Consider the following 26,077-nt stretch of genomic DNA (forward strand, 5'->3'; position numbering starts at 1 on the left):
TACCTGTATTGGCCATCTCCCTGCTAGAAACATCTTGGGCTTATTAATTAGGGGTACGGGCTATGTTTGTTCGCGTTTCAGCGAAATCTATTCTTCTCGGTGCGGTTTCGGCGGCGGCACTTATGTCAGCCGCGCATGCGGCCGACGTCGTGCAGCCGGTGGAAGCATCCGGTTTTAACTGGAGCGGAGCTTATGTCGGCATCGGTGGCGGGTTCGGCGCAAACGTGCACAAGTTCAGTGTCGCTCCAGTGTTCGAGCTCAACGGCGTCGGTGGGAATGGCGTATTCGGTGAGCTGACCGCTGGCTACGACTATATGGTCAACGAACGCTTCCTCCTCGGCGGCTTTATCGATGCCAATTTCGGGAATATCGGCCCGTCGATCAGCGTCCCAGGCGTCGACATCGACCTGACCAATTCCTACGGTTTCGACGTCGGCCTGCGCGCTGGCTATCTCCTCAATCCCAGCACGCTCGGCTACGTGCTCGGCGGCTACAGCTGGCAGCATTTCAAGCTTGATGGATCGGGCGGTGCTGATGGGTTGAACTTTACAGAAAACCGCAGCGGCTACGTGCTCGGCGTCGGCGTGGAAACCGTGCTGCGCGGCAACTGGACGCTGAAGACCGAATACCGGTACGCGAACTTTGGCGACAAGTCGCTGATCGATCTGGGTGGCGCTTCGTTGAACGGGGAACCGTCCTCCCACACCTTCCATATCGCCGCGAACTATCGCTTCGGTGCGCAGAACGGTGGCGGCGCTTCATTTGCTGCCCCGGCCTACAACTGGACCGGTTTCTATGCGGGTGGCGCGCTCGGAGCCGGCACGGCGGTCCACGACTTGGGCGTCGACCTTGGTGGCGGCACTCTCGATGTCAACGGCATTGGCAGCGAAGGCGTGTTTGGCGAGTTGAGCGCGGGCTACGACTACGATTTCGGCACTTGGGTCGCCGGCGTGCAAATCGACGGTCGCTATTCTGGAATTCGATCGAAACTCGACATTTTCGGCACTTCCGTCAAACTCGATTCCGACTACGGCTTCGATGCTTTGGCCCGCGTCGGCGCCAAGGTCAACGAGTCGACCTTGGCCTACGTAATCGGCGGCTACAGCTACCAGCATTTCGACCTCAAGGCATCAGATCCGATCGGCGACATCATCGATTGGGGCAAGAGCGGCTTCACGATCGGTGGCGGCCTGGAAACCGCAGTCACCAGCAACATGACCGTCGGTCTCGAATACCGTTACTCGCAGTTTGGCAAGAAGGATTTCTCGTCCGAATTCGGTGCGCCGGATGGCACGCTGACCGACAAGGCCTCGTTCCAGACCGTTCGCATCGGCGCGAAGTACAAGTTCAACTAAGCCCCTCCAGGCAAACAGTCGAAGCCCGTCGGCATGCCGGCGGGCTTTTCTTTGCGGCGATGACTTGGGCTGAACGCAGGCAACAAAAAAGCGGAGCCAAGGCCCTGCTTCCTCGATATCGAGATTGCCGCCGGTTCATCCGCGGTCGGCCAATCGATCGACAATCTCTTTCTAGCGCGTCCATGCGACAGCAGTGCGACAGAAGCTTTCTGCCGCCAATCCTGGACCTCATGCGCGCTCTATGCGGCACTGGTAACAATTGTTGCGCGCCGAGCGGACATGCACATAGGCAATGTCTTCACGCTCGAACAAGGTTTCTGCCCGCGTCACAATAGCGTCGGTTGGAATGATGCCGCCGCTGCCGTAGACGATACGATCATCGCTGCCATAGCCGCGCACGATATAGTCCGGGCTGTCGAGAATCTCCGGCGGTAGCCTAGCCCCGACGGCACGCTCGCATTCCTGGGCATGCAGGAAGATCGGCCCCGTTTCGGCATAGGGCTGAGGGTTCGGAAACGGACGGTAGGCGAGGATGAGGTAGACATCGCCGGCGGCGATATTCCTGAGGCAATGCCGGCAAGGCATGCCGTCACCGTCAGAGATTTTCCGCTCGGGCGGCCGGCCATAGGCATCGGGGCCGCCGCGCTGCAAGGCCCTTACATTTTCGGTCGGCAGAGCTGTGAACTGGATGGTCATGGCAATATCTCCGGTGCTGTCGACCGGAAATTACGTGCTCGCGACAGGGCTTCCCACCCGATTCCCGCCAACCATCCGGGAGCCGATCCGACTTGGGGATCGGTCCCCGTCGACCTTCGATAGGGATCACCAGCATCGTCAAGCCGGCTAATCAATTCGACAACTCCTTGACGAAATCGTCGAAGCGGCGGTCAGATTCCAGCTGGAGTTACGGCCGCATCACGCTGGCCGAGCGCTCGGCGAAAGGCAGAGGATGCACGACTTCCTTCTTCTGTGCGACCGGCTTGAAACCGAGCTTCTGGTAGAGCGGCAGGGCTGCGGGGTGGTCGAGCGTGCAGGTCTGCACCGTCACCCTTTTCGGCCCGTACGACCATGCTGCCGCGATCGCCGAGCCAAGGAACCAGCGGCCGATGCCTTGCCCGGTGGCGTGTTCCATCATGCCAAAATAAGCGAGTTCGACTTCCTCCGGCAGATGCGGCTTGAGGTCGAAGAAGCCTGCCGGCGAACCGTCGAGGTAGAGCACCCTGATGTCGCGATCCTCGCGGTGGATTCCGGCCGACAGCTCATCATCATTCAGCCTCAGAACATTCACCCAGTGCCATTTGCGCCCCACCCGGTCCATCAGGTAGCGGTAGAAATGCAAGGGTATGTCCCTGGTCTTCAGCAATGCGACCTGGCGGTTGTAGGGCACTGGTGGCGAGGCGGCGGGTGGAGCATGCATTTCGAGAAAAGTCACGGTGACTTCAATATCCTGCAGCACGCCGTTTTCCATCAATTCATTCCTTGCCGGCGGGGCCGGTCACGACCGGCGTATCGGACAGCCCGCCCCACTCGGTCCATGAGCCGTCATAAAGCCTGTTGTCGGTATGGCCAAGCGTCTCAAGCGCCAGCGTGACCACCGCGGCGGTGACGCCGGAACCGCAGGATGTAACGACGGGTTTGGACAGGTCGATACCGGCGTCCTCCATCACCTTGCGCAAACGGTCGTTCGGCAGCAGCGTGCCGTTTTCGGAAAGCGCCGAATAGGGGATATTGCGTGCGCCTGGCATGTGACCGGAGCGAATGCCGGCACGGGGCTCGGGTTCGGCGCCGGTAAAGCGGCCCGGCCCGCGGGCGTCGGCAATCTGGCTTGCCTTCGTATCGACGATCCGGCGCATGTCGGCCAGACCGACGACGCGACCGGCGTCGAAATCGGCATGAAAGACGCTTGGCGCGATCTTGGTCGGCTCGGCCGTTACCGGCCGGCCGGACGCCTTCCAGCCGTCAAAGCCGCCGTCCAGAATATAGGTCTGGAAAACGCCCATGATGCGGAACATCCACCATGCCCGGGGTGCGGAGAAGAAACCCGGGCCATCATAGACGACGATGGTGTCATCGGCCGAAACGCCCATCGCGCCGACATACTGGGCAAAATGCCGCGGCGATGCGAGCGTATGCGGCAAGGCGGCGTCTGGATCCGAAACGGCATCCTGGTCCAGGAAACGGGCGCCTGGAATATGGGCTGCATCATACTCGGCGCGCGCGTCACGTTTTTGTGCCGGCAGATACCAGGAGGCGTCTATGATCGTCAGGCCCGGCTGACCCAGGCGCTCCTGCAGCCAGTCCGCATCGACGGTGAAAGGACTGTCTTCGGCCATTTTGTTTCTCTCTATTCCGGTTCAGGCAAAGTTTGTCGTATCAGGCCGCCGGCATCGGACCAAAGCGGATGCGGAAGCGCCTGTTCTCCCGACCTTTCTTCTCGATCTTGCCGATGTGGATTTCGCCGATTTCGCCGGTGCTCTTCACATGGGTGCCGCCGCAGGGTTGGCTGTCCACCGAGGCGCTTTCGCCGATGCAGACCAGGCGGATCTTCCCCGTGCCAACGGGCGGTCGGACATTCTTGGATTTCACCAGGCCGGGATTCGCGGCCAATTCCTCGTCGCTGATCAACCTGGTGAAAATCGGATGATCAGCCCGCACCAGATCCATCAGGCTCGCCGTCACCTCCTCCTTGCTGAAGCTGGCGTCGGGAATGTCGAAATCGACACGGCTGTCGTCCTCGGAAACCGCCGCACCGGTGATCGGGAACGGACAGACGACGGTGAGCAGGTGGCAGGCAGCGTGCATGCGCATCAGAAGATGCCGACGCTCCCAGTCGATCGCCAGGTTCACCCGCTCGCCGATCTGCGGCGTGGCCTGCTCCGGTGCCGGGACATGGATGATCTCGTCCTTGGTCTCGCCGGTGATCGTGGCGGCGATCGCGATGCGGCTACCATCGGCGCGTTCGAGATAACCGGAATCGCCCGGTTGACCGCCCGAGGTGGCATAAAAGATGGTCCGCTCGAGGATGATGCCGCCGCGCTCATTGATGGCGACGACCGTGGCGTCAGCCGTCCTGAGATAGGCGTCGTCGCGAAACAGCGCTTCTGTCTTGTGCGCCATCATGCGACCTTTTCGAACGGCACCGAAATCTTGCTCTGCAGTTCCATCCAGCCCGGCACCGGCAGCTGCTTGTCGCGCAGGAATTCCGGGTTGAACAATTTCGACTGATAACGCGTGCCGTAGTCACAAAGGATCGTCACGATGGTGTGGCCCGGGCCCAATTCCCTGGCCAGCCGCATGGCGCCGGCAATGTTGATGCCGGTCGAGCCGCCCACACACAGGCCTTCTTCCTGGATCAGATCGAAGACGATCGGCAGCGCGTCCTCATCCTTGACCTGGTAGGAGAAGTCAGGCGTGAAGCCTTCGAGATTGGCGGTGATGCGCCCCTGCCCGATGCCTTCGGTTATCGAACTGCCTTCGGATTTCAGCTCACCGCTGGTGTAGAAACTGTAGAGGGCGGCGCCGAGTGGGTCGGCGAGCGCAATCTTGACGTTCCTGCTCTTGGCCCTCAAACCGAGCCCGACACCGGCCAGCGTACCGCCCGACCCCACCGCCGAGACAAAACCGTCGACCTTGCCGCCGGTCTGGGCCCAGATTTCCTCGGCCGTGGTGCGGATATGGCCATCGCGGTTGGCGACATTGTCGAACTGGTTGGCCCAGATGGCGCCGTTCGACTCGGTTCTCGCCATCTGCTCGGCCAGCCGCCCCGACAGCTTCACGTAGTTGTTGGGGTTCTTGTAAGGCACGGCAGGCACTTCGATCAATTCGGCGCCGAGCAGCCTGATCGTGTCCTTCTTTTCCTGGCTTTGCGTATCCGGGATGACGATGACGGTGCGATAGCCGAGCGCCTTGGCGACGAGCGTCAACCCAATACCAGTGTTGCCGGCTGTCCCCTCGACGATGACACCGCCCGGCTTCAACAGGCCGCGTTGTTCGGCGTCGCGGATGATGAACAGGCCGGCGCGATCCTTGACCGACTGGCCCGGATTCATGAACTCGGCCTTGCCCAGGATCTCGCAGCCGGTCTCTTCGGAAGCTTTATTGAGGCGGATCAGAGGCGTGTTGCCGATCGCGTCGATCACAGAACGGGGCATTCAGGATTCCTTGTGTACGTGCGCCGAAACCCTAGAAACCCAACGCTGCGGTTTCAAGGCAAGAATTCGTCTGGTCCAGTCGCATTTCCGGCGCTGCGGTGTATGGATGTCGCTGGGGACCGGATGGACACAGGACAGTTCATTTGCACCCGGCGTCGAGAAGCACTCTTTTCATTCGATTTCTTCGCCGCTAGAGCAAGGCACCAACAACTCGGCAGGGCGCAGCATGACACTCTATCGGGCCGATCCGAAACACGGCGTCGCCTGGGTCACGGGCGGCAGCAGCGGTATCGGCCGCTCGCTGGCCAGGGATCTGGCGTCACAAGGCTATGCGGTGGCGGTGACGGCGCTGGACGACGATCCGATCGACACGCTCATCGTCGAGACCGCGCAGATGCCGGGCAAGGTCGTGTCCTTTCCCTGCGACGTCACCGACGAGCCGCGCATGGCGAGAACTGTCGCCGCGATCGAGAAGGACCTCGGGCCGATCGTGCTCGCCATATTCAATGCCGGAAATTACATCCCGACACCCGGAGAGTCCCTCGTCGTCAAGGACTTCCGCCGCTCCTTCGAGGTCAACTATTTCGGCATCATCAATGGGCTGGTGCCGGTCGTCGAGTATATGCGGGTGCGCGCGCGTGGCCATGTCGTCCTTGTCGGCTCGGTGACCGCCTATTTCGGCTGGCCGACCACTGCGGCCTATGGCGGCACCAAGGCGGCGATCAACATTCTGGCCGAGTCGCTGAAATATGATTTCGACAAGATGAACATCCGCGTCCAGGTGATAAACCCCGGTTTCGTCGACACGCCATTGACCGAAAAGAACATGCTGCCGATGCCGGGCCTGATGCCGGTCGGCCGCGCGACGCGCCGCATGGTGAAGGGAATCAAGTCCGGCCGCTTCGAAGTCACCTTCCCGTACCGGACGAGCTGGCCGCTGAAATTTCTCGGCATGCTGCCAAGGCCGCTATGCAGATGGGTGATCACCCTGACGACCAGTTGGAAGGCACGGCCACTGCATTACGAGCGCAAACCGCCGAACCAATAGATGCCCACAGGATTGGTGGCATGGCTGCCTGAACGGCCGTTGCCTGTTCATGGCCATAGTTTGAATATTGTTGCGTGGAGTCTGCGATGGGGCGACGGATCGTGCTTGCTGTGCTGGGCCTGATCGCCGTCCTTGCACTGGCCTTCCTATTGGGTCCACGCGTACCCGTCGACACCACGATCCGTTTCGATCCTTCCGTCATCGGCGACGACCCACAGGCTTATGTGGCAAAGGTGGAAGCCGCCGTGCCCGGTATCCGCGACGGGCTGGAAAAGGAGATCGTCTGGGCGAACCCGATGGTGCACGCCAAGACGCCGCTGTCGATCGTCTACATCCACGGCTTTTCCGCATCGAAGGGCGAGGTCCGGCCCTTGCCCGACGACGTTGCCGACCAGCTCGACGCCAACCTGTTCTACACCCGCCTCACCGGTCACGGGCAGGACGGCGATGCGATGACGCAAGGCAGCGTCAATGCCTGGATCAACGACTATGAAGAGGCGCTCGCCATCGGCCGGGCCATCGGCGACAAGGTGGTCGTCATCTCGACATCGACCGGCGGCTCGCTGGCGGCCTGGGCCGCAACGCAGCCCGGAGCTTCGGACGGAGTAGCGGCCATTGCATTCATTTCGCCCAATTTCGGCGTGAAGGCATCCGGCGCCGAAATCCTGACCATGCCATGGGGCAAGCAGATCGCCGAACTCGTCGCCGGCAAGGAACGCAGCTTCGTGCCGCGCAACGCGCTGCACGAGAAGTTCTGGACCAGCCGATATCCGATCGCCGCGACAATGCCGATGCAGGCCCTGACGGAGCTTGCCTATGGCGCGCCCGTGGAGAAGGCGACCATCCCGGCTTTGTTGATCTTCTCGGATTTGGACAGAGTGGTGCGGCCCGACCGGACCCGCGAAATCGCCTCACGCTGGGGTGGAGCGCATGAGCTGGTCCCCATCGAAAGCACTGGCGATCCCGACAATCATGTCATCGCCGGCGACGCGTTGTCGCCATCCACCACGGCATTCCTGGCGCAACGGATTGCCGTCTGGATCGCAGCGGTGGCGAAGTAGACTTCAAGACGAAAAGGGCTGATGAAGCATTGCTTCATCAGCCCTTTTCTTCGCTTAGTCAGTCACCAGCCAACCGCCCGGATTGGCCGACCGCCATGAGACGTATCAAGCAGCCCGTGCCGCCGGACGCTTGCCGCCGAAGCGGCGTTTGTTGTTGCCCTTGAAGGGTTTTGCACCTTCCGGCTTACGCTCACCGGCAAACGCCGGCTTGTCGCCGAAGCGCTTCTTGCCGAAGCCGTGGTTCTGCTTCTTTTCGCCGCCCGGCCGCCGGCCGTCGCGACGACCATTACGGTCGCTGCGATCGTTGGCGGGTTCGAAGCGCTCGTTCTTTTCCGCCGGATTGCGTGCCGGATCGGGGCTGCCGAGATGGTCGGCAACGATTGGCAGCTTGGTGCGGATGATCCGCTCGACCTGACGCAGCTTGCTGTTCTCCGAAGGATCGCAAAGCGTGATCGCGATGCCATCCATGCCGTTGCGACCGGTGCGGCCGATGCGGTGGACGTAGCTTTCGGCCTCGTCCGGCAGGTCGAAATTCACGACATGGCTGATGCCGGGCACGTCGATACCGCGCGCCGCGATGTCGGTCGCGACCAGGATGCGTACCGAGCCGTCGCGGAAGTCATTCAATGCCTTCTGACGGGCATTTTGCGACTTGTTGCCGTGGATGACGGCGGCCTTGAAGCCGTCGCGCTCTAGGTCCTTGGTCACCCGGTCCGCACCATGCTTGGTGCGCGAAAAGATGATGACGGACTTCATCGCCGCGTCGGCGAGCATCGTCGACAACACCTGGCGCTTCTGCTTGGTGCGGGCGAAGACGACGCCCTGGACGATTTCGGCGGCCGCGGTGCTTTGCGGCGAGACTTCGACACGGACAGGGTTCTTCAAGAGGCCCTTGGCCAGTTCAGCGATCTCGTCCGGCATGGTGGCCGAGAACAGCGCCGTCTGGCGATCGGGTGCGGTCGCCTTGGCAATGCGCTTGACGTCGTTGATGAAGCCCATGTCGAGCATGCGATCGCCCTCGTCGAGCACCAGCCATTTGGTGTCGGAGAGGATGAGGTCGCCCTCACGCACCAGATCGGTCAACCGGCCGGGTGTGGCGATGAGGATATCAACGCCGGGAGCAACCTTCTTCACCTGGCTGAAGCGCGAGACGCCGCCCAGCACGAGCGCCGTCGAAACATGCGCGCCCTTGGCGAGGATCTTGATGGTGTCCTCGATCTGCACGGCGAGTTCGCGGGTCGGCGCCAGGATCAGCGCCCGGGTCGTCTTGGCGCGCCGCTTGGTGCCGAGCGCGATGATCTTCGACAGGATCGGCAGCGCGAAGGCCGCGGTCTTGCCGGAGCCGGTCTGCGCGATGCCGAAAATATCACGGCCTTCCAGCTGCGGCGGGATCGCCTGCATCTGGATCGGCTTCGGCTCGGTGAAGCCGGCATTGTGGGTGGCCTTGAGCAGCGCACCGGTAATTCCCAGCGCCGCGAAACCGGAGAGTTCCGCGGTGTCGTTGCCGGGCAAAGTGTTTTCGTTGGTCAAAATAATCTTCTTTCACGCGGCCTCTGGCCGCAAATATCAATGGCGGCAGGGCGCAACCTGCCGTCGGATAAACTGTCATGGAACGACAAGGCGGCGGACAGGATTGTCCGCGCGGCTGCGCTGTCGTGCCCGCAGGCGTCATGCCACGGGGCTTTTTCGCCGCTTTGTGATGTACCGGAAAGAGGGGCCGATATACCGGAAAGAGGGAAAACAGACGCAACCAGTCTCATTCGTCGAGAAGGCCGGTGAGTCCGGCCCAAGCGCCTATGTCGCTGCATATGGCTGAGTTCGCCCCGAAATGCAAGGGCTCGATGTTGCAGCGCAGCAAAAACGGACCAAAAGCCGACGCTTGCGCTCCCCGACGGGCATCATTACCACAAACGCAGCTTCCGTTTTCTGGGGACCGAGCGATGAAGGACGTGCTGAAGGAACTCGAGCGGCGGCGCGACATCGCCCGCATGGGTGGCGGCCAGGCGCGCATCGACGCCCAGCACAAGAAAGGCAAGCTCACCGCGCGCGAACGCATCGAGGTCTTTCTCGACGAAGGTTCGTTCGAGGAGTTCGACATGTATGTCGAGCACCGCTCGACCGATTTCGGCATGGAGAAGACCAAGATCGCCGGCGATGGCGTCGTCACCGGCTGGGGCACGGTCAACGGCCGTCCCGTCTATCTCTTCGCCAAGGATTTCACCGTGTTCGGCGGCTCGCTGTCGGAAGCCCATGCCGAAAAGGTCATCAAGGTGCAGGAGATGGCGCTGCGCAACCGGGCGCCGATCATCGGCCTCTACGATGCCGGCGGCGCACGCATCCAGGAGGGCGTCGCTGCCCTTGGCGGTTATGCCGAAATCTTCCAGCGCAACGTGCTCGCTTCCGGCGTCATTCCGCAAATCTCCGTCATCATGGGCCCTTGTGCCGGCGGTGACGTCTATTCGCCCGCCATGACCGACTTCATCTTCATGGTGCGCGACACTTCCTACATGTTCGTCACCGGGCCGGACGTGGTGAAGACCGTGACCAACGAGACGGTGACCGCCGAGAGCCTCGGCGGCGCTTCCGTCCACACGACGAAATCCTCGATCGCCGACGGCGCCTATGACAATGACGTCGAAGCACTCTTGCAGATGCGCCGTCTGATCGACCTGCTGCCAGCTTCCAACACGGCCGAGGTCCCCGAGATCGAATGCTACCAGTCGGTCACCGACCACGACATGTCGCTCGACCGGCTGATCCCCGACAATGCCAACAAGCCCTACGACATCAAGGAATTGATCCTGAAGGTCGCCGACGAGGGTGATTTCTTCGAGATCCAGCAGAGTTTCGCGAAGAACATCGTCACCGGTTTCGGCCGGGTCGAGGGCCGCACGGTCGGCTTCGTCGCCAACCAGCCAATGGTGCTGGCGGGCGTGCTCGATTCCGACGCCAGCCGCAAGGCGGCCCGCTTCGTGCGCTTCTGCGACTGTTTTTCTATTCCCATCGTCACCTTCGTCGATGTTCCCGGCTTTCTGCCGGGCACCGCGCAGGAGTATGGCGGGCTGATCAAGCATGGCGCCAAGCTGCTCTTCGCCTATGCCGAGGCGACCGTGCCGAAGATCACCGTCATCACCCGCAAAGCCTATGGCGGCGCCTATGACGTCATGGCGTCAAAGCATCTGCGCGGCGACATGAACTATGCCTGGCCGACGGCGCAGATCGCCGTCATGGGTGCGAGAGGCGCGGTCGAGATCATCTACCGCAAGGACATCGGCGATGCCGAAAAAATTGCTGCCCATACAAAGGCTTACGAGGACCGCTTCCTGTCGCCTTTCGTCGCTGCCGAACGCGGCTATGTCGACGAGGTGATCATGCCGCACTCGACCCGCCGCCGTATCGCCCGGGCGCTTCGCATGCTGCGCAACAAGGACATGCAGAACCCCTGGAAGAAGCACGACAACATCCCGCTGTGAACTGGTGTCGCGGGCGTTGCGGTTGATCAGCGCCCGCTTTCGGCAGCAACCAGTTCGCGCAGCACCGGCACCAGTGCTAGCGGCAAATCCTCGGCGATCAGTCCCGGCCCGAACCGACTCCCGGCCTCGGCATGGATCCAGACCGCCGCGCAGGCCGCTTCGAAAGCCGGCACGCCCTGGGCAAGCAGTCCGGCCGTGATGCCGGACAACACGTCGCCCGACCCTGCGGTGGCAAGCCACGCCGCGCCATTGGAATTGATTGCTGCCCTGCCGTCCGGAGCGGCGATCACCGTATCGGCGCCCTTGTAGACGAGGACGGCATTGGCAGCCGCTGCAGCCACGCGAGCCTTGTCCAGCTTCGACAAGGCATTGTCATCGGCGATGCCAGGAAACAGCCTGGCGAACTCGCCTTCATGCGGTGTCATCACCAGCGCGGGCGCGTCCGGCCTGCGGGCGGCGTCGAACAAAATATCTGGCGCCTCACGAAACGAAGTGATCGCGTCTGCGTCGAAGACCAGGCCGTCAATTCCGGTGGAGGCGCCCGCCGACTGGCCCGACGCGAGCAGCGCAAGCGCGAACGCCCGGGTTTTTTCACCGATGCCAAAGCCGGGCCCGAGAACAAAGGCCGATGGCCGGCGCTCGCCGACAAATGTCTCAATGTCGGCAGCGTCGTCGGCCCTGCGCAACATGATCGAAGTCAGGTGCGCGGCATTGACCTGCATGGCGTTGCCCGGCGACAGAACCGTCACCGCCCCTGCCCCGCTTCGGGCAGCGCCAAGCGCCGAGAGCCGCGCCGCGCCCGTGGCATCGGGGCCACCGGAAAAGACACCGACATGGCCGCGCTTGTATTTGTGCGCGTCGACGGCCGGCACCGGCAAATCGCGCAACCAAAGTGCCGGTCCGTTCTCGAATGTCCGGGGCTGGAGCCTTGCAATGATCTGCGCGCCGATGCCGATATCGGCGAGCACGATCTCTCCGCATCGTTCCCGGCCCGGCAGGAGCAGATGGCCGGGCTTCTTGCGCGCAAAGGTCACGGTGAGGTCGGCTGAAAACGATGTGCCGAGCACCTTGCCGCTGTCGCCGGAGATGCCGGAAGGCAGGTCTGCCGCGACAACCGGCAGATGCAGGTCGGTGACCAGATCGACCGCCCTGGCGGCCTCGCCCGACAGCGGCTTGGACAGCCCCGCCCCGTAAAGCGCATCGACCACGATCGAGCCGAGACCTGCATCAAAATCCGATAGCGGCCGGGGCTTGATTGGGCATTCCGCGGCGGCGAGTGCCGCGTCGCTATCCGGCCTCGGCGGGCCAGACGCCCAGACCGTGGTGGCGACGCCGCTGCCAGCCAGGATGCGAGCGACGACGTAGCCGTCGCCACCATTGTTGCCCGGGCCGCACAACACGTGGACGTGCGCCGCCGCAGGATAGCGCCTGAGCACTTCGGCCGCGACGGCTTGCCCTGCACGGCGCATCAATCCAATGCCGTCGGTTGGACCCGCTGCAATTGTCCGCCGATCCGCTTCGCCCATCTCGGCGGAAGTAAGAAGTTCGTGGCTCATGGATTGCCGATCCGCATTCGATCAAGCATTGTCCAGTTTTCGATCCGACGCAAACTGGGAGGAGCTGGCACTGTCATGACCACGTCGATCAGCGCGAGGATCGAAGGCACCAAGCTGCCCGCCAGATGAGCAATTTGCCCAGATATTGGGCAGACATGCACGGTGGCGCCGGATAGGCTACGGCCATTCATGCCGCTTCCAATGCAGCGAACGACGCGAATTTGCATCTGGGGGTGACATGGCTTTGAAATCGTATGACACCGCTTCTGTTCCCTCCGACTGGCACAGTTCGTGCTTGATTGAGGCGCAAGCGGGGGCTCACAACCCGTTTTTTTGGCAGTGGAGGCCACTTTTTACATGAAAAAGATCGAAGCGATCATCAAGCCATTCAAGCTGGACGAAGTGAAGGAAGCGCTTCAGGAGGCCGGACTGCAAGGCATCACCGTGACCGAGGCCAAGGGTTTCGGGCGCCAGAAGGGTCACACCGAACTCTACCGCGGCGCCGAATATGTCGTCGACTTCCTGCCCAAGGTGAAGATCGAGGTCGTGCTCGGCGACGATGCCGTGGAAGGCGCGATCGAGGCCATCCGCAAGGCGGCCCAGACCGGCCGCATCGGCGACGGCAAGATCTTCGTCTCCAACATCGAGGAAGTCGTGCGCATCCGCACCGGCGAAACCGGAATGGACGCGGTTTGATCCGACCCGGCCATCCTCTAAGAAACGTCATCCATCAAAAAACGTCAGCACACAGGGATACATGACATGACGACAGCCAAAGACATCATGAAGCAGATCAAGGACAACGACGTGAAATTCGTCGACCTGCGCTTCACCGACCCGAAGGGCAAGCTGCAGCACGTGACCATGGATGTCGTCGAGGTCGAGGAAGACATGTTCGCCGACGGCGTCATGTTCGACGGCTCCTCGATCGCCGGCTGGAAGGCCATCAACGAGTCCGACATGGTGCTGATGCCCGATCCGGACACGGTCCACATGGATCCGTTCTTCGCGCAGTCGACCATGGTCATCCTGTGCGACATCCTCGATCCGGTCTCGGGCGAATCCTACAACCGCGATCCGCGCGGCACGGCCAAGAAGGCCGAGGCTTACATGAAGTCGGAAGGCATCGGCGACACCATCTATGTCGGTCCGGAAGCCGAATTCTTCGTGTTCGATGACGTCAAGTACAAGGCCGATCCCTACAACACCGGCTTCAAGCTCGATTCGACCGAACTGCCGTCGAATGACGACACCGATTACGAGACCGGCAATCTCGGCCACCGCCCGCGCATCAAGGGCGGCTATTTCCCGGTGCCGCCGATCGATTCGGCACAGGACATGCGCTCCGAAATGCTGACGGTGCTGGCCGAAATGGGGGTCCGCGTCGAAAAGCATCACCACGAGGTGGCCGCCGCCCAGCACGAGCTCGGCATCAAGTTCGACACGCTGGTCCGCAACGCCGACAAGATGCTGATCTACAAGTACGTCGTGCACCAGGTCGCCAACGCCTATGGCAAGACGGCGACCTTCATGCCGAAGCCGATCTTCGGCGACAATGGCTCGGGCATGCACGTCCACCAGTCGATCTGGAAGGGCGGCAAGCCGACCTTCGCCGGCAATGAATATGCCGGTCTGTCGGAGAGCTGCCTGTTCTACATCGGCGGCATCATCAAGCATGCCAAGGCGATCAATGCCTTCACCAACCCGCTGACCAACTCCTACAAGCGTCTGGTGCCGGGCTACGAGGCGCCGGTGCTGCTCGCCTATTCGGCGCGCAACCGCTCGGCGTCCTGCCGCATCCCGTTCGGCAGTTCACCGAAAGCCAAGCGCGTCGAGGTCCGCTTTCCCGATCCGGGCGCGAACCCCTATCTCGCTTTCGCCGCCATGCTGATGGCCGGCCTCGATGGCATCAAGAACAAGATCCATCCGGGACAGCCGATGGACAAGGATCTCTACGACCTGCCGCCGAAGGAGTTGAAGAAGATCCCGACCGTCTGCGGTTCGCTGCGCGAAGCGCTGCAGAGCCTCGACAAGGACCGAGGCTTCCTGAAGGCCGGCGGCGTCTTCGATGACGATCAGATCGACAGCTATATCGAGCTCAAGATGGCTGAAGTGATGCGCTTCGAAATGACCCCGCACCCAGTCGAATACGACATGTACTATTCGGTGTAAGGTTTCGTTCGGACGGTGTTTCAAAGCCCTTGAAGGATTTCCCCCTTCAAGGGCTTTTTTGCTGATCCAGCGGGCCCCATCAATGGATGGCGTGCGGCCAGCCCGCAACGATGGTCAACTTGCTTTTTTTGGGGACGCATCACAACTGGAGCAGCCAGGCCTTGTGGCCGCAGGCAGAAGACCCCAGGTCAAGGTGGCAAGACCCAGCCAGCGCCCCGTTCAAGCAATTTGGCGGATGGCCTTTCGGGCGCAATCAAACGCCAGGAGCGAGCGGCACACTGCCTCAGGCTGCAATGCCCGCTCGTCCGGCGCCCCCGCCAATGCCGTCGTTCACGAAACCCCCGCCCCGTTCGAACAGCATCGCTTTGGCGTAACCCCCGAGGCCACGAATACGCATGCGGCGGCGTGGCCTGTCAACGCCGCCGGCCGGAGGCATAAATCGCCGATTTCGATGTATTACCAGCAGCTTATATAAAGATTCGTTGGTGTACTGACGAGCTGAAAAAGGCTGTTTTCCGGGCTTTTTCGACGAAACTCGGAAACGCACGAGACGAGCGGCGGCAAGGGGCGCCGACCAAAGCCTCTTGTTCCGCTAAAATTGCTCGTCCCTTTTCAACCTGACTTTTTTTGGGGGAATTCGCCGATCCGGGCCAATCCGGCAAAAAGGCCCGGGCGTTTCCGCCCGGGCCTTTTCCATAACGAGCATCCGTGCGCGGTGCGGAGCTGCCCGCGCCGCAAAGAGGATCAGGCGGCGGCCGAAACCTCTGCGCTCGCCGGCACCGAAGCGATCGTCTTCAGGATCTGCGAGGCGATCTGGTAGGGGTCGCCCTGCGAGTTCGGGCGGCGGTCTTCCAGATAGCCCTTGTAGTCGTTCTTGACGAACGAATGCGGGACGCGGATCGAGGCGCCGCGATCGGCGATGCCATAGCTGAACCTGTTCCACGGCGCGGTCTCGTGCTTGCCGGTCAAACGCTTGTCGTTGTCCGGGCCGTAGACGGCGATGTGGTCCATCAGGTTCTTGTCGAAGGCCGCCATCAGCGCTTCGAAATAGGCCTTGCCGCCGACTTCACGCATATAGGACGTCGAGAAATTGGCATGCATGCCCGAGCCATTCCAGTCGGTGTCGCCGAGCGGCTTGCAGTGGTATTCGATGTCGATGCCGTACTTTTCGGTCAGGCGCTGCATCAGATAGCGGGCCATCCACATCTGGTCGGCGGCCTTCTTGGAACCCTTGCCGAAAATCTGGAATTCCCACTGGCCCTTGGCCACTTCGGCGTTGATGCCTTCGTGGTTGATGCCGGCCGCAAGGCAGAGATCGAGATGCTCCTCGACGATCTGACGCGCAACGGAGCCGACATTCGAATAGCCGACGCCGGTATAGTACGGACCCTGCGGTGCGGGATAGCCGCTCTCGGGGAAGCCGAGCGGACGGCCGTCCTTGTAGAAGAAATACTCCTGCTCGAAGCCGAACCAGGCGCCTTCGTCGTCGAGGATGGTGGCGCGCTTGTTGGATGCGTGCGGCGTAACGCCATCGGGCATCATGACTTCGCACATGACGAGAACGCCGTTGGTGCGGGCCGGATCCGGATAGACGGCGACCGGCTTCAGCACGCAATCGGAGCTATGCCCCTCGGCCTGCTGCGTCGAGGACCCGTCGAAGCCCCACAGCGGCAGCTGCTCGAGCGTCGGGAACTCGGCGAATTCCTTGATCTGCGTCTTGCCGCGAAGATTGGGGACCGGGGTGTATCCATCGAGCCAGATATACTCGAGCTTGTATTTGGTCATTCTAGAGCCTCTCGTTGCTTGGACACCGCAAGCAGGCGATGTCGATGCATGGCCGAAACAGGCCGGCCTGCCGGTGATTAAAAAGCAATTCGTATGCCACTCGGCTTTCGCGGGGTGCGGCAAAATGGTCATGCCAAGGCTTTGATTTTGCTGAGCCGTCTCAGCAATGCGTCAAGATCGTCCAAACGGCAATATTGCTTAAATGCTAGGCAAATCATGATCTTTTCGTAGGCATATTGCCTAAATGAATCGCAGAACCTATTTTGATGAGAATTGAATCGGCTAGCTTCTGAAAAAGTAGGGAGACCGGCAATGCAAGTCACGCAGTCGCGTCCGTCGGCGAAAATCCTGATGTTCCCACTGGCAGCGCGCAAGTCTGCCTTAACTTTAGGCGCCAAGGCCAAATTCGCGGCAGAGCTTGCCGCGCTTCGCGGCGAGCATACCGATTTCGATGGCTGGTATCACGAGGCCGCCGTCGAGGCAGAAAACCCGCAACGGAAGAGCTGAAGCCCTTCCACGTCGATCTCATATGAAGAAGCCCGGCGCGATCGCTCGCGCCGGGCTTTTCGTTCGTATCGGCCGACCGGCTCTACTGCTTGGTGTGCAGGTCTGTTCCGAGCGTGTCCTTGACGAAGATCATGCCGATGACCAGCGTGAACGCCGCGATCACCACCGGATACCAAAGGCCGTAGTAGATGTCGCCCTTGTAGGCGCTGAGCGCGAACACCGTCGCCGGCAGCAGGCCGCCGAACCAGCCATTGCCGATGTGATAGGGCAACGACATGCCGGTGTAGCGAATGCGGGTCGGGAACATCTCGACAAGGATCGCCGCGATCGGCCCGTAGACCATGGTCACGAACAGCACCAGGATGAACAGGATGCCGATTGTCATCGGCCAGTTCACCGCTGCCGGATCGGCGAACATGGCAAAGGCACCGCCGCCCGGTATGTTGTAGACGGTGACCTCGGGTGCACCCGCTGCCTCGTCGATGGTCAAGAGCTTGTCCTTGACCGCCTGATCAATCGGCACGGTCGCCTTCTCACTGGCACGGATTGCGGCAGCGTCCAGCTTCAGTTCCGGGTTCGCGGCAACAAACGCATCGAGTTTCTGGTCCGCAACCTTGGTCGCCGCACGCTTCAGCGGATAACCGTTGTCCTGCAGGGACATGTTGACGGCCTTGACGAAGGCCGCGTCCTTGGCCTTGGCCTGATCGCCGGCGGCGACCGCGTCGTAGGACGCCACCGTCTCTGTACCAATCTTGACTGACGCAGCCGTCCCGGGCGCAGCCGTCGACACCACGTCGTACGGAACCGAGTTCTTGGTCAGGAACGAAGTCGCGATGTCGCAGGACGTCGTGAATTTCGCGGTTCCGACCGGATTGAACTGGAACCTGCAGTCGCCGGGGGCCGCCGTCACAGTTGCCCGAGTGCTCTGTTGTGCCTTGGCGAGCGCCGGATTGGCGGCCCAGGTCAACGCCTTGAACAGTGGGAAGGTGCAGACGACGGCGAGCGCAAGGCCAGCCATGATGATCGGCTTGCGACCGATCTTGTCGGAGAGCCAGCCGAACACGACGAAGAAGATCGAGCCGAGCGCCAGCGCGATGGCGATCATGATGTTGACCGACTGGGCATCGACCTTCAGCACGTTCTGCAGGAAGAACAGCGCGTAGAACTGGCCATTGTACCAGACGACGGCCTGACCGGCGGTGAGGCCGAGCAGCGCCAGGAGCGCGATCTTGGCGTTCTTCCACTGGCCAAAGGCCTCCGAGAGCGGCGCCTTGGAGCCCTTGCCTTCGTCCTTCATCTTCTGGAAAGTCGGAGACTCCGAGAGGGACAACCGGATCCAGATCGAAACGGCGAGCAGGAGGAAAGAGACGATGAAAGGAATGCGCCAGCCCCAGGCGGCGTACGTCTCCTTGCTCAACGATCCCTGCACGATCAGGATCACGATCAGCGACAGGAACAGGCCGAGTGTCGCTGTCGTCTGGATCCATGAGGTGTAGAAGCCGCGGCGGTCATCGGGCGCGTGCTCGGCGACATAGGTCGCCGCACCACCATATTCGCCGCCCAGCGCCAAGCCCTGCAGCATGCGCAGCCCGATCAGGATCACAGGAGCCGCGATACCCAAGGTTGCGTAGCCGGGCAGCAGGCCGACCAGGAAGGTCGACAGGCCCATGATCGTCATGGTGACCAGGAACGTGTATTTGCGGCCGACGAGGTCGCCGATGCGACCGAACAGCAGCGCGCCGAACGGGCGCACCAGAAAGCCTGCGGCAAAGGCCAGCAACGCGAAGATGTTGCGCGTTGCCTCGGGAATCGTCGGACTGAAAAAGGTCGAGCCGATGAAAGCCGCCAGCGAGCCGTAGAGATAGAAATCGTACCATTCGAAAACGGTGCCGAGCGAGGAAGCGAAGATGACTTTCTTCTCCTCCCGCGTCATGCCGCGGCTCGTTCCGCGGGCGGTCGATGCCATTGCCATTGAGTTATCCTCCCGTGAGACCCAGTCCTCGATGCTGTGCGCCACCGTCCGCGTTCTCCTCCGAACGCGGACTCAAAAAACGCAGCCAGCACAAGAGAAATGGCAGAAAGCGCCGGGGAAAGGCACCGCGACGATGGGATTATGACTTTGGTATTAGGTGCAGTGCGAAGGCGGCGCGAAGCGCTCAGGCCCGCAGCGCTTCGAGCAATTTGACGGCGGCCATCATGTCTCGTTTGCGGGCGGCACGACGCGCGACTGCTTCGGCGTCCTGTCCCCACTGCGCTATCTGCCAGTCCTCGTCGACATGGCCGGCGGCCCAGGCCTCCTCGCCATCGAGCTCGCCGAAATCGACCGCCAACGCCAGCAATGCCGACCCGGTCAGCGAAGTCATGACGTGAATGGCGGCAAGGCGCAGCGGCTCGGCGCGCTGAGCCATATGGCTGCCCAGCACGGCAATGGTTTCGCGCGGCTGCTCGACATGGATGATGCCTTCGGCGAGGTTGAAGCGAACCCCAAGTGCGGTGCGTGCCCAGTCGATGACGGGATCCCACTGCTCGTTCTGGCGCCCGACCAGCCCTTGCGGGGCGTCGGCGCGGTAACAGAGCAGATCCGACGAGGCAAAACGCAGAATGTCTTCCAGCACCGCCTGCGGATCGCTGGCCACGCCATCGATGGCGGTGTTGACCAGCCGCATCACCGGCATCGTCACCGGATTGATCGTCTCGCCCTGTTGCGCAAACTCGGCGGCAACCAGCGCCGCGGCCGCCTCGGTCGGCAGCGCCAGCAGAGCCTTTCCCGGCGTGCGCACCGGCCTGCCGTCGAGTTGCACGGCAAAGCCGGCTTCCACCGGCGCGACCGAGACCTCCTTGTAGAAGCGTTTGGGCAGCGGCGTCTTCATCTGGATCTGGGCGCGACGCACCGGATCCGGATCGGAAAGATACTTGCCCGTTTCGAGGTCGTTGAGGATGTCACGCATGAAGAAACTTTCTCACACCGGTGTCAGCTTGCGTGCCGGCCGGTTGACGATGATCAGCCCCGCCGCAATCAAGCCAAGTGCCAGAAAGATGCGGATGGTCAGCGGCTCGTTCAAGATGATCGCACCGCATAAAACACCGAAGACCGGCGACAGGAAGGTGAAGCTAGACAGGCCCGAGGCGGGATAGCGGCGCAGCAGCCAGAACCACAGCACGTAGGTAACGGCGACGATATAGATCGCCTGGAAAAGCAGTGCCAATGTCGGCACCAAGGCTGGATCGCGAACCGGCGGGCCGGCGAGAGGCATCACCAACACGCCAACGATTGCGGCGCCGGCGAGTTGATAGAGCAGCAGCTTCTCCGCGCTTGCCTCGACCAGTTTCGATCGTTTGATGAGGATATTGGTCAATGCCCAGAAAAACCCGGAAACAAGGCTCAGGAGGTCGCCGAACAGCATGTCTCCGCCACCGCCGAGCTTGTCGGAAAAAACAGTGGCAAGGCCGGCAAAGGCCAACAGCAGGCCAAGGAACTTGCGCGTGGTGATCTGTTCGCCGAGCAGGAAATGGCCGCCGATCAGCATCCAGAACGGCATCGAGTTGACCAGCAGCGTGTTGCGGGCCACGGTCGTGTGCTCCAGGCCGACATAGAGGCAAAGGAACTCGATGCCGAAAAGCACGCCGACCGCGATGCCGGCCAGCAATGTCCCATCCCTGGTGAACAGCGCAATGCCGCGCCAGCGGCACCAGAGAAAGACGCAGAAACCACCGATGACCGAACGTGCGATCGACAGGAAGACGGGGTCGTAGCCGGCATAGGAGATCTTGGCGGCGACGTAGTTCAGGCCCCAGGAAAAGGTCAGGCCGACCATGATGGCGGCCGCCGCCATGTCGACCGTGTCGCGCCGATCGAGCGCGTCGGTGGCGCCGCTCACGGTCAATCCTCAGCGCTGGCGTCGTCGAAGCCGATCAGGTTCCAGCTCTGGCGCATATGCGGCGGCATCGGCGCGGTGACGTCGATGACGCCCTTGTCCGGGTGCGGAATAATGATGCGGCGCGCGTGCAGGTGCAGGCGGTTTTGAATGCCGCCGGGAAAATCCCAGTTGGTGTCGGCTTCGAAGTATTTCGGATCGCCGATGATCGGGCAGCCGATATAGGCGGCATGGACGCGGAGCTGGTGGGTGCGTCCCGTGTAAGGCTCCATCTCCAACCAGGTCATGGTCTGCGCCGCCTGCTCGATGATGCGGTAGTAGGACACGGCATGGTCGGCGCCCTTTTCACCATGGGCGGCGACGCGCACACGGTCGCCGTCCGGCGTAGCCTCCTTGATCAGCCAGGTCGAGATCTTGTCCTCTCGCTTGGTCGGCACGCCCTTGACCAGCGCCCAGTAGGTCTTCTTGGTTTCCCGCGCCCGGAACGCCTCGGAGAGCTTCATGGCGGCCAGCCTGGTGCGGGCGACGACCAGCACGCCCGACGTATCGCGGTCGAGCCGATGCACCAGCCGCGGCTTCTCGCCCTTCTGGTTGCGCCAGGCTTCCAGCATGTCGTCGACATTGCGCGTGACGCCGGAGCCGCCCTGAACGGCGAGGCCCGCCGGCTTGTTGAAGACGAAGACCTTAGGGTCCTCATGGATCAGCATCTTGGCGAGTACATCGGCGTCGCCCTGGTTGCGGATCGAGTGACCCGTCAGCGCGCTCTCGCCCTTCTTGTCCACCTCGAGCGGCGGTACACGCACCATCTGGCCCGGCTCGACACGGGTGTCGGCCTTGACCCGGCCGCCATCGACGCGGATCTGGCCGGAGCGCAGCAGTTTCTGCAGATGGCCGAAGCCAAGACCCGGGAAATGCGTTTTGAACCAGCGATCGAGCCGCATGCCCGCCTCGCCGGCCTCCACCGTGATCTGTTCAACGCCTGCCATGTTTTTTCGCTTGTCCGTTTCCCGAGCAGGGCTCTTGGCCCGCGCTAGGCGCGGCAATAGCACTAATGCATGCCGCCCAAAACCACAAAGCACGCCATGGCGTGCTTTATGGCAGGCTTCTTACCAACCAAAGACCCAAAAGCAGGGCGACAATGGCGACAATGACCCTGGCCAGTGCGTAATCAAACGCGGGCAGCGTGGCCCCCGCTCCCACAACAGCCCCATCGCGAAGGAGCCGATGATGTTGATCGCCATCGTGCCACAGGGGTAGTTGGCGCCGAGAGGCGCAGCGCGCCCATACTGGTCAAATAGCGGACGCCAGCACGGATGCCGCCGCCGACAACAACAAGAGGCAGATTGAACGTAGCCGTTACTGCCGGTGCGAGGGTGCCGGCGTCAATCCCTGAATCCGGTGCCCTTGAATCCGGTGCCCTTGGAGCCGGTGACGCTGCTTCGGGATGCCACGGACAGTCGACCCATCAGGAAACGCGCTTCCAACCCAGGTTGCGATATCGGGCGATCATCGCCAGATCGCGGTTCACCAGACAGGCGTTGTCCAGTCCGGATATTCCTTCCGGAATTCGCCGTACAGCGCGTTGAGTTCCTGCTGCGTGACGGGGCGAATCTGCTCATACAGATAGGCGGTAACGCCGCCGGACAATTGGTACCGCGCAACGCGCTTGTAGGCGGCACCGATGCCTTGCCCGTCAAGAATATATTGGTTCGGAAGCGTGACGCAAATCTGCGCACCCGGTTGCAGATGAGTAACCGGCGGGTCGGTCACAATCACAAATCTGGATTGCAATGCGTTCGGCCGAAACCCATCACGACTGTCCACCTGGCAAATCCAGCCGACATGAGGAACGAGGTCCCGATCCATCCCGAACAACAGCGCATCGCTCATCACAGCTCCCGAGGCAAAAACCGAAAAGCGATCCTCTGGTCCCAATCTGCTGGTCAGATCATCGATCATGCGCCTGTATTCGGGGAGATTGTCGAGATGGAGCGGGAGCGTGGCCTCTCGCGCAAAAACGAAATCGACCGGAGACAGGAGTTGACGACCCGTCGGGAAAAATGTGCCCAAGAAAGCGAGTCCAGCGACGACCGCCATGCCGGCGGTCCACCATCGCGATTTCAAGGCGGGTACGGAAACGATCGCGACGATGGCCTGGGCGTATGCGGGAAAAAGCCAAAGAAACATCGGCAGTGAATGATGGCGGTCCGGATCCTGCGTCCGGGTGAAAATCAAAAATGTGAGCATCGAGACGATGGCGCAGAATAGGGAGAACCTGTTGCGGCGGACAATGGAGATGTAAAGCCCGGCAATGATCAGCAGCCAATTTACATAGCTGAGCCGGCTCCCCATTTCACCGAGCTGGGTGACAAAGGTCGTCTTGTATCCGCTGTAGAGGTCGCCGTAGCTCGTTCCCACAATTCTGGCGATCAGCGGCAGTTGAAAGCTCAATGCGGTTGCGGCGATAACGAAGGTCGCGCACAGGCCACCCCCTACCGCCGCACGGAACGCCGGAAGGTCTCGATCCCTTGCGATCCGCAGCAAACCCAGGAACGCCGCGGAAAGGGCAACCCCGATAGCGGCGTAGGCGTACCAGCGACGCAGCGTGAACGCCAACCATAGGCTCGCGCCGACGGATATTCCGCTCACCACCGGTTCGCGGGTCAGGAATTTGGACTTCCACAGGAAATAGGTTGCCGCGGTGAGAGCGAGGCAACCGGCAACATCAGGCATTCCACGAAGTGTCGGCGCCCAGAACGGCGTGTAGAGCAAGGCCGCGATCCAGACGGCTGGCCAGCTTCGAGAAGGTGCTTCGGAAACCGCCTCGAGATAACTTATCCTGCCTATGAAGAGAGCCGCTGGAGCCAGGTAGACCGACACTATTCCAGCAACGAAGGAAAGCCTCGAACCACCGAAGACGATGTGAAAGGGCATCAACGGCACCAGGATCGCCACACCATAATCTTCCGTGGCGATGGAGGTGGCCAACTGGCTCAGCCAGTCCAAGGGGTTCTCGACCAGGAGCGCTCCCTGCCGGTTGAACACATTGAAATAAGCAGCGTTGTCCCAATAATAGACTGGTTCTTCAAGCTTTATGTACGCGGCGCTGATGGCAATGCCTAGCATCACGGTGCATATGTAGGCTCCCGTCCAGAATCCGAAGACTTTGTTCTTTGACACTTGGATCCGCCAAGGAAGGAAGAGGGACAGAACTGCCGACGGCAGAATCGAGACGCCCTGACGCAGCCGTAGCCATTCGGGCAAATGCGAATCCTGCTACACAGTTCATATAATGAATTGTCGGTAGCCCAAAGAGGTCGAGGTCTGAACCAACGTAACGCTAAAGCTGCCCGTCTTGGAGGAGCATAGCCTGGCGGCCCTCAATACACCTGCGCCGGCAGCGACTCTTGTCTTGACGCAATACCCTGCGGAAAGTCGTCTGCATTTCATGGAATTGCGCCAAATTCCATAGTGGGATGCTGCCGGCTTCGCCGACAGCACCGATAGATATTCAACTCAGGTGGTTTCGACCTTCTTTGGCTTTGTGGAGCCAATCATTTTCCAGTTCTTGTAGAACATCGAATTGATGCGCTCGACGCTCACCGAGACGACCGCGAGCATGCCAGCGATCAGGCGAGGCACCGGGGACGGCCTGATAATATCCATGAACACGCAGTAGCGGCGGCCATCATACTCGTTGACCGAGCGATGCAGCAGCGTGTCGTCGAAAATGAACTGCGGATTGTCGTACCAGTAGTTCTTGACGTTGCCGCATTCGACGAAAATCTCAGCTTTCACCGGGATCAGATTGTAGAGGATGCGTAGGCTGAGCCGCAGCGGCCCGAAATGCCAGGAGGTCGATTCGCGCTTGCTGAAGACGGAAACGGCAATCGTCTTGATGTATTTGAAATCCTTATTGAATTCCTCGACGTTGTCTATCCTGTGCTTGCCATACCACTGGTAGACATACATGCCGCGCCGGCCGGCGCCGAAATTGGCGTCGATATCGGCGATGATCTCATCCTTGCGCGCCTTGAAGACATCAAGGACCTCGTTGACTTCACGCTGATAGTCGGCGGGAAACTGCTCCAGCTTCCACACGCCCGGATTCCTGTAGCACAGAAGATCGACCAACAGGTTGAAGGGTGAAAGCAACCAGGTGAAGAGCCCGTTGCCAAGGAAGTAGCCGCTGAACAGCGCCAGATCCTTCCTGTCGTTGCGCAGCACGTCGATCAGGCCACAGACGATGAAGATCGTCGTCAGGATCGGGATGAAATAGAAGCCAAGGGCAAGAAGCGGGATGGCAATGGCGAACTTGCGAAGGGATTTGCGAAGGTTTTTTGTCATTTTTCCACGCGCGAAGCGCGATCCTGTTGCGAATGAGGTGCCCAAATCATGGCAACGGCCACCGCCCGACCGTGCGCCTTGATAAGGTTTTTTGGGTGACCGCACAACGGCCATGGTATCTGGCCGGGCTGGCTGCCTGGTGGAGCCTGCCGGGCCGTCAGTGCACTTCCGGCAAGCCAAGCTCGTCCCATTTATCCCTGGACACGGGATCGCCGACCAGGAATTCAAAGCCAATCACGCTTTCGCCGTCCTGCGCGAGCAGGCATTTGAACTTCAAACTGTACCAGTTTCTACGGCTGCGAAAAGCCGCACCGTCAGCGGCGATCGTCGTGCCGGTGATCTTTTCCTCGGCGGTTGCGTAGGGCACCACCTGCTCCGGCCGGAAATCCGCGCGCCATTGGCGGATCTGATCCATGGCCTCCAGATTGCAAAGCTGCACCATGCGCTCGTCGGATGCGAAGGTCTCGAGATCGGCGCGCGCCTGCTTGCTACGCGGATCGGCCAGGGTCTTGGCCGACAGCATCCGCGTCGGACGAATCATGGCAGGCGCGACGGGCGGTTGAGTTTTGGGCGGGTTCGAAGCAGGTGGTGGCTCTGCCGCCCGCGCCTCCGGTACCGCTGGAGCCGCAGGGGCCGGCGGCGGTTTCGTCGATGCCTCGAACTGTTCAGGCGTCAGGATGTCGACCGACACCCGCTCGTCCTCCAGCCGGGTCGGCCGCTTCGGCAACGGCATCAATGCCAGTGTCG

At 61.4% G+C, this 26,077-nt stretch carries 22 protein-coding genes and 1 pseudogene; 7 read left to right on the plus strand and 16 right to left on the minus strand.

Translation table 11 applies throughout. From position 1 onward, the window contains the following. Positions 1–122: 122 nt before the first annotated feature. Complete coding sequence (locus tag FJW08_RS19185; protein WP_140811878.1) at positions 123–1,355, plus strand: outer membrane beta-barrel protein; 1,233 nt, start codon at positions 123–125, stop codon at positions 1,353–1,355. 228 nt (positions 1,356–1,583) lie between these two features. Here the strand turns inward: FJW08_RS19185 and FJW08_RS19190 are convergent, their stop codons facing one another. The 5 genes from FJW08_RS19190 to FJW08_RS19210 all read right to left on the minus strand — a co-directional run bounded on the left by FJW08_RS19190 (position 1,584) and on the right by FJW08_RS19210 (position 5,506). After that, positions 1,584–2,051, minus strand: a complete 468-nt coding sequence (locus FJW08_RS19190) for a DUF1203 domain-containing protein (RefSeq protein ID WP_140758619.1) — start codon at positions 2,049–2,051, stop codon at positions 1,584–1,586. Between the two features lie 208 nt (positions 2,052–2,259). Continuing rightward, the gene (locus tag FJW08_RS19195; protein WP_140811879.1) at positions 2,260–2,823 is read right to left on the minus strand and encodes a GNAT family N-acetyltransferase; all 564 of its coding nucleotides are present in this window, start codon (positions 2,821–2,823) and stop codon (positions 2,260–2,262) included. 4 nt (positions 2,824–2,827) lie between these two features. After that, the gene (sseA, locus tag FJW08_RS19200; protein WP_140811880.1) at positions 2,828–3,688 is read right to left on the minus strand and encodes a 3-mercaptopyruvate sulfurtransferase; all 861 of its coding nucleotides are present in this window, start codon (positions 3,686–3,688) and stop codon (positions 2,828–2,830) included. A gap of 40 nt (positions 3,689–3,728) precedes the next feature. Beyond that, positions 3,729–4,472: an alanyl-tRNA editing protein gene (locus FJW08_RS19205; protein ID WP_140811881.1), complete on the minus strand. Its 744-nt coding sequence runs from the start codon at positions 4,470–4,472 to the stop codon at positions 3,729–3,731. Next, complete coding sequence (locus FJW08_RS19210) at positions 4,472–5,506, minus strand: cysteine synthase A (protein ID WP_140811882.1); 1,035 nt, start codon at positions 5,504–5,506, stop codon at positions 4,472–4,474. Before FJW08_RS19210 ends, FJW08_RS19205 begins: the two co-directional genes overlap by 1 nt. Positions 5,507–5,732: 226 nt before the next feature. On the opposite strand from FJW08_RS19210, the gene FJW08_RS19215 reads away from it, so the two are divergent. Both FJW08_RS19215 and FJW08_RS19220 read left to right on the plus strand, forming a co-directional pair. After that, complete coding sequence (locus tag FJW08_RS19215) at positions 5,733–6,554, plus strand: SDR family oxidoreductase (protein WP_140811883.1); 822 nt, start codon at positions 5,733–5,735, stop codon at positions 6,552–6,554. 86 nt (positions 6,555–6,640) lie between these two features. Beyond that, positions 6,641–7,615 (plus strand): alpha/beta fold hydrolase, encoded by a 975-nt coding sequence (locus tag FJW08_RS19220; RefSeq protein ID WP_140811884.1) that lies wholly within the window; start codon positions 6,641–6,643, stop codon positions 7,613–7,615. Between the two features lie 105 nt (positions 7,616–7,720). Here FJW08_RS19220 and FJW08_RS19225 read toward each other — a convergent pair whose 3' ends face one another. Continuing rightward, positions 7,721–9,145 carry a DEAD/DEAH box helicase gene (locus FJW08_RS19225; protein ID WP_140811885.1) on the minus strand — a complete coding sequence of 475 codons (1,425 nt, stop codon included), beginning with the start codon at positions 9,143–9,145 and terminating at the stop codon, positions 7,721–7,723. A 410-nt stretch (positions 9,146–9,555) separates the two neighbouring features. Here FJW08_RS19225 and FJW08_RS19230 point away from each other — a divergent pair, with 410 nt between their 5' ends. After that, positions 9,556–11,088: an acyl-CoA carboxylase subunit beta gene (locus tag FJW08_RS19230; RefSeq protein WP_140811886.1), complete on the plus strand. Its 1,533-nt coding sequence runs from the start codon at positions 9,556–9,558 to the stop codon at positions 11,086–11,088. A 26-nt stretch (positions 11,089–11,114) separates the two neighbouring features. Here FJW08_RS19230 and FJW08_RS19235 read toward each other — a convergent pair whose 3' ends face one another. Continuing rightward, positions 11,115–12,644: an NAD(P)H-hydrate dehydratase gene (locus tag FJW08_RS19235; RefSeq protein WP_140811887.1), complete on the minus strand. Its 1,530-nt coding sequence runs from the start codon at positions 12,642–12,644 to the stop codon at positions 11,115–11,117. A 357-nt stretch (positions 12,645–13,001) separates the two neighbouring features. Here FJW08_RS19235 and FJW08_RS19240 point away from each other — a divergent pair, with 357 nt between their 5' ends. Continuing rightward, a complete protein-coding gene (locus tag FJW08_RS19240; RefSeq protein WP_006205430.1) occupies positions 13,002–13,340 on the plus strand; it encodes a P-II family nitrogen regulator in 339 nt (112 codons plus the stop codon). Between the two features lie 66 nt (positions 13,341–13,406). Further along, a complete protein-coding gene (gene glnA, locus FJW08_RS19245; protein ID WP_015317961.1) occupies positions 13,407–14,816 on the plus strand; it encodes a type I glutamate--ammonia ligase in 1,410 nt (469 codons plus the stop codon). A 744-nt stretch (positions 14,817–15,560) separates the two neighbouring features. Here glnA and FJW08_RS19250 read toward each other — a convergent pair. Next, positions 15,561–16,601, minus strand: a complete 1,041-nt coding sequence (locus tag FJW08_RS19250; protein ID WP_140758610.1) for a glutamine synthetase beta-grasp domain-containing protein — start codon at positions 16,599–16,601, stop codon at positions 15,561–15,563. Between the two features lie 312 nt (positions 16,602–16,913). Here FJW08_RS19250 and FJW08_RS19255 point away from each other — a divergent pair, with 312 nt between their 5' ends. Further along, positions 16,914–17,108: a DUF2735 domain-containing protein gene (locus tag FJW08_RS19255; protein WP_140758609.1), complete on the plus strand. Its 195-nt coding sequence runs from the start codon at positions 16,914–16,916 to the stop codon at positions 17,106–17,108. 82 nt (positions 17,109–17,190) lie between these two features. Here the strand turns inward: FJW08_RS19255 and FJW08_RS19260 are convergent, their stop codons facing one another. The 8 genes and pseudogenes from FJW08_RS19260 to FJW08_RS19295 all read right to left on the minus strand — a co-directional run bounded on the left by FJW08_RS19260 (position 17,191) and on the right by FJW08_RS19295 (position 26,063). Next, positions 17,191–19,080: an MFS transporter gene (locus tag FJW08_RS19260; RefSeq protein ID WP_140811888.1), complete on the minus strand. Its 1,890-nt coding sequence runs from the start codon at positions 19,078–19,080 to the stop codon at positions 17,191–17,193. A 184-nt stretch (positions 19,081–19,264) separates the two neighbouring features. After that, positions 19,265–20,056, minus strand: coding sequence for an ATP12 family protein (locus FJW08_RS19265; RefSeq protein ID WP_140811889.1), 792 nt, complete (start codon positions 20,054–20,056; stop codon positions 19,265–19,267). 12 nt (positions 20,057–20,068) lie between these two features. Beyond that, a complete protein-coding gene (locus FJW08_RS19270) occupies positions 20,069–20,941 on the minus strand; it encodes a DMT family transporter (RefSeq protein WP_181182977.1) in 873 nt (290 codons plus the stop codon). A gap of 47 nt (positions 20,942–20,988) precedes the next feature. Beyond that, positions 20,989–21,969: an RluA family pseudouridine synthase gene (locus FJW08_RS19275; RefSeq protein WP_140811891.1), complete on the minus strand. Its 981-nt coding sequence runs from the start codon at positions 21,967–21,969 to the stop codon at positions 20,989–20,991. Positions 21,970–22,075: 106 nt separating this feature from the next. Beyond that, positions 22,076–22,370, minus strand: a pseudogene (locus tag FJW08_RS32985) (hypothetical protein). Between the two features lie 137 nt (positions 22,371–22,507). Then, positions 22,508–24,247: a hypothetical protein gene (locus tag FJW08_RS19285; RefSeq protein WP_246682436.1), complete on the minus strand. Its 1,740-nt coding sequence runs from the start codon at positions 24,245–24,247 to the stop codon at positions 22,508–22,510. A gap of 252 nt (positions 24,248–24,499) precedes the next feature. Beyond that, the gene (locus tag FJW08_RS19290) at positions 24,500–25,330 is read right to left on the minus strand and encodes an aspartyl/asparaginyl beta-hydroxylase domain-containing protein (RefSeq protein WP_140758603.1); all 831 of its coding nucleotides are present in this window, start codon (positions 25,328–25,330) and stop codon (positions 24,500–24,502) included. 157 nt (positions 25,331–25,487) lie between these two features. Beyond that, entirely contained in the window at positions 25,488–26,063 is a 576-nt protein-coding gene (locus tag FJW08_RS19295; protein ID WP_246682437.1) for a DUF930 domain-containing protein, read from the minus strand. Positions 26,064–26,077: the final 14 nt, after the last annotated feature.

The sequence above is a fragment of the Mesorhizobium sp. B3-2-1 genome (assembly GCF_006439515.1).
In the GTDB taxonomy this organism is placed as follows: Bacteria; Pseudomonadota; Alphaproteobacteria; order Rhizobiales; family Rhizobiaceae; genus Mesorhizobium.

What these genes read in the sequence shown, in the direction of transcription:
- FJW08_RS19185 (WP_140811878.1), top strand. Translation starts at nt 123, where the DNA reads ATGTCAGCCGCGCATGCGGCCGACGTCGTGCAGCCGGTGGAAGCATCC.
- FJW08_RS19190 (WP_140758619.1), bottom strand. Translation starts at nt 2,051, where the DNA reads ATGACCATCCAGTTCACAGCTCTGCCGACCGAAAATGTAAGGGCCTTG.
- FJW08_RS19195 (WP_140811879.1), bottom strand. Translation starts at nt 2,823, where the DNA reads ATGGAAAACGGCGTGCTGCAGGATATTGAAGTCACCGTGACTTTTCTC.
- sseA (WP_140811880.1), bottom strand. Translation starts at nt 3,688, where the DNA reads ATGGCCGAAGACAGTCCTTTCACCGTCGATGCGGACTGGCTGCAGGAG.
- FJW08_RS19205 (WP_140811881.1), bottom strand. Translation starts at nt 4,472, where the DNA reads ATGGCGCACAAGACAGAAGCGCTGTTTCGCGACGACGCCTATCTCAGG.
- FJW08_RS19210 (WP_140811882.1), bottom strand. Translation starts at nt 5,506, where the DNA reads ATGCCCCGTTCTGTGATCGACGCGATCGGCAACACGCCTCTGATCCGC.
- FJW08_RS19215 (WP_140811883.1), top strand. Translation starts at nt 5,733, where the DNA reads ATGACACTCTATCGGGCCGATCCGAAACACGGCGTCGCCTGGGTCACG.
- FJW08_RS19220 (WP_140811884.1), top strand. Translation starts at nt 6,641, where the DNA reads ATGGGGCGACGGATCGTGCTTGCTGTGCTGGGCCTGATCGCCGTCCTT.
- FJW08_RS19230 (WP_140811886.1), top strand. Translation starts at nt 9,556, where the DNA reads ATGAAGGACGTGCTGAAGGAACTCGAGCGGCGGCGCGACATCGCCCGC.
- FJW08_RS19235 (WP_140811887.1), bottom strand. Translation starts at nt 12,644, where the DNA reads ATGAGCCACGAACTTCTTACTTCCGCCGAGATGGGCGAAGCGGATCGG.
- FJW08_RS19240 (WP_006205430.1), top strand. Translation starts at nt 13,002, where the DNA reads ATGAAAAAGATCGAAGCGATCATCAAGCCATTCAAGCTGGACGAAGTG.
- glnA (WP_015317961.1), top strand. Translation starts at nt 13,407, where the DNA reads ATGACGACAGCCAAAGACATCATGAAGCAGATCAAGGACAACGACGTG.
- FJW08_RS19250 (WP_140758610.1), bottom strand. Translation starts at nt 16,601, where the DNA reads ATGACCAAATACAAGCTCGAGTATATCTGGCTCGATGGATACACCCCG.
- FJW08_RS19255 (WP_140758609.1), top strand. Translation starts at nt 16,914, where the DNA reads ATGCAAGTCACGCAGTCGCGTCCGTCGGCGAAAATCCTGATGTTCCCA.
- FJW08_RS19260 (WP_140811888.1), bottom strand. Translation starts at nt 19,080, where the DNA reads ATGGCAATGGCATCGACCGCCCGCGGAACGAGCCGCGGCATGACGCGG.
- FJW08_RS19265 (WP_140811889.1), bottom strand. Translation starts at nt 20,056, where the DNA reads ATGCGTGACATCCTCAACGACCTCGAAACGGGCAAGTATCTTTCCGAT.
- FJW08_RS19270 (WP_181182977.1), bottom strand. Translation starts at nt 20,941, where the DNA reads ATGGCGGCGGCCGCCATCATGGTCGGCCTGACCTTTTCCTGGGGCCTG.
- FJW08_RS19275 (WP_140811891.1), bottom strand. Translation starts at nt 21,969, where the DNA reads ATGGCAGGCGTTGAACAGATCACGGTGGAGGCCGGCGAGGCGGGCATG.
- FJW08_RS19290 (WP_140758603.1), bottom strand. Translation starts at nt 25,330, where the DNA reads ATGACAAAAAACCTTCGCAAATCCCTTCGCAAGTTCGCCATTGCCATC.
- FJW08_RS19295 (WP_246682437.1), bottom strand. Translation starts at nt 26,063, where the DNA reads ATGCCGTTGCCGAAGCGGCCGACCCGGCTGGAGGACGAGCGGGTGTCG.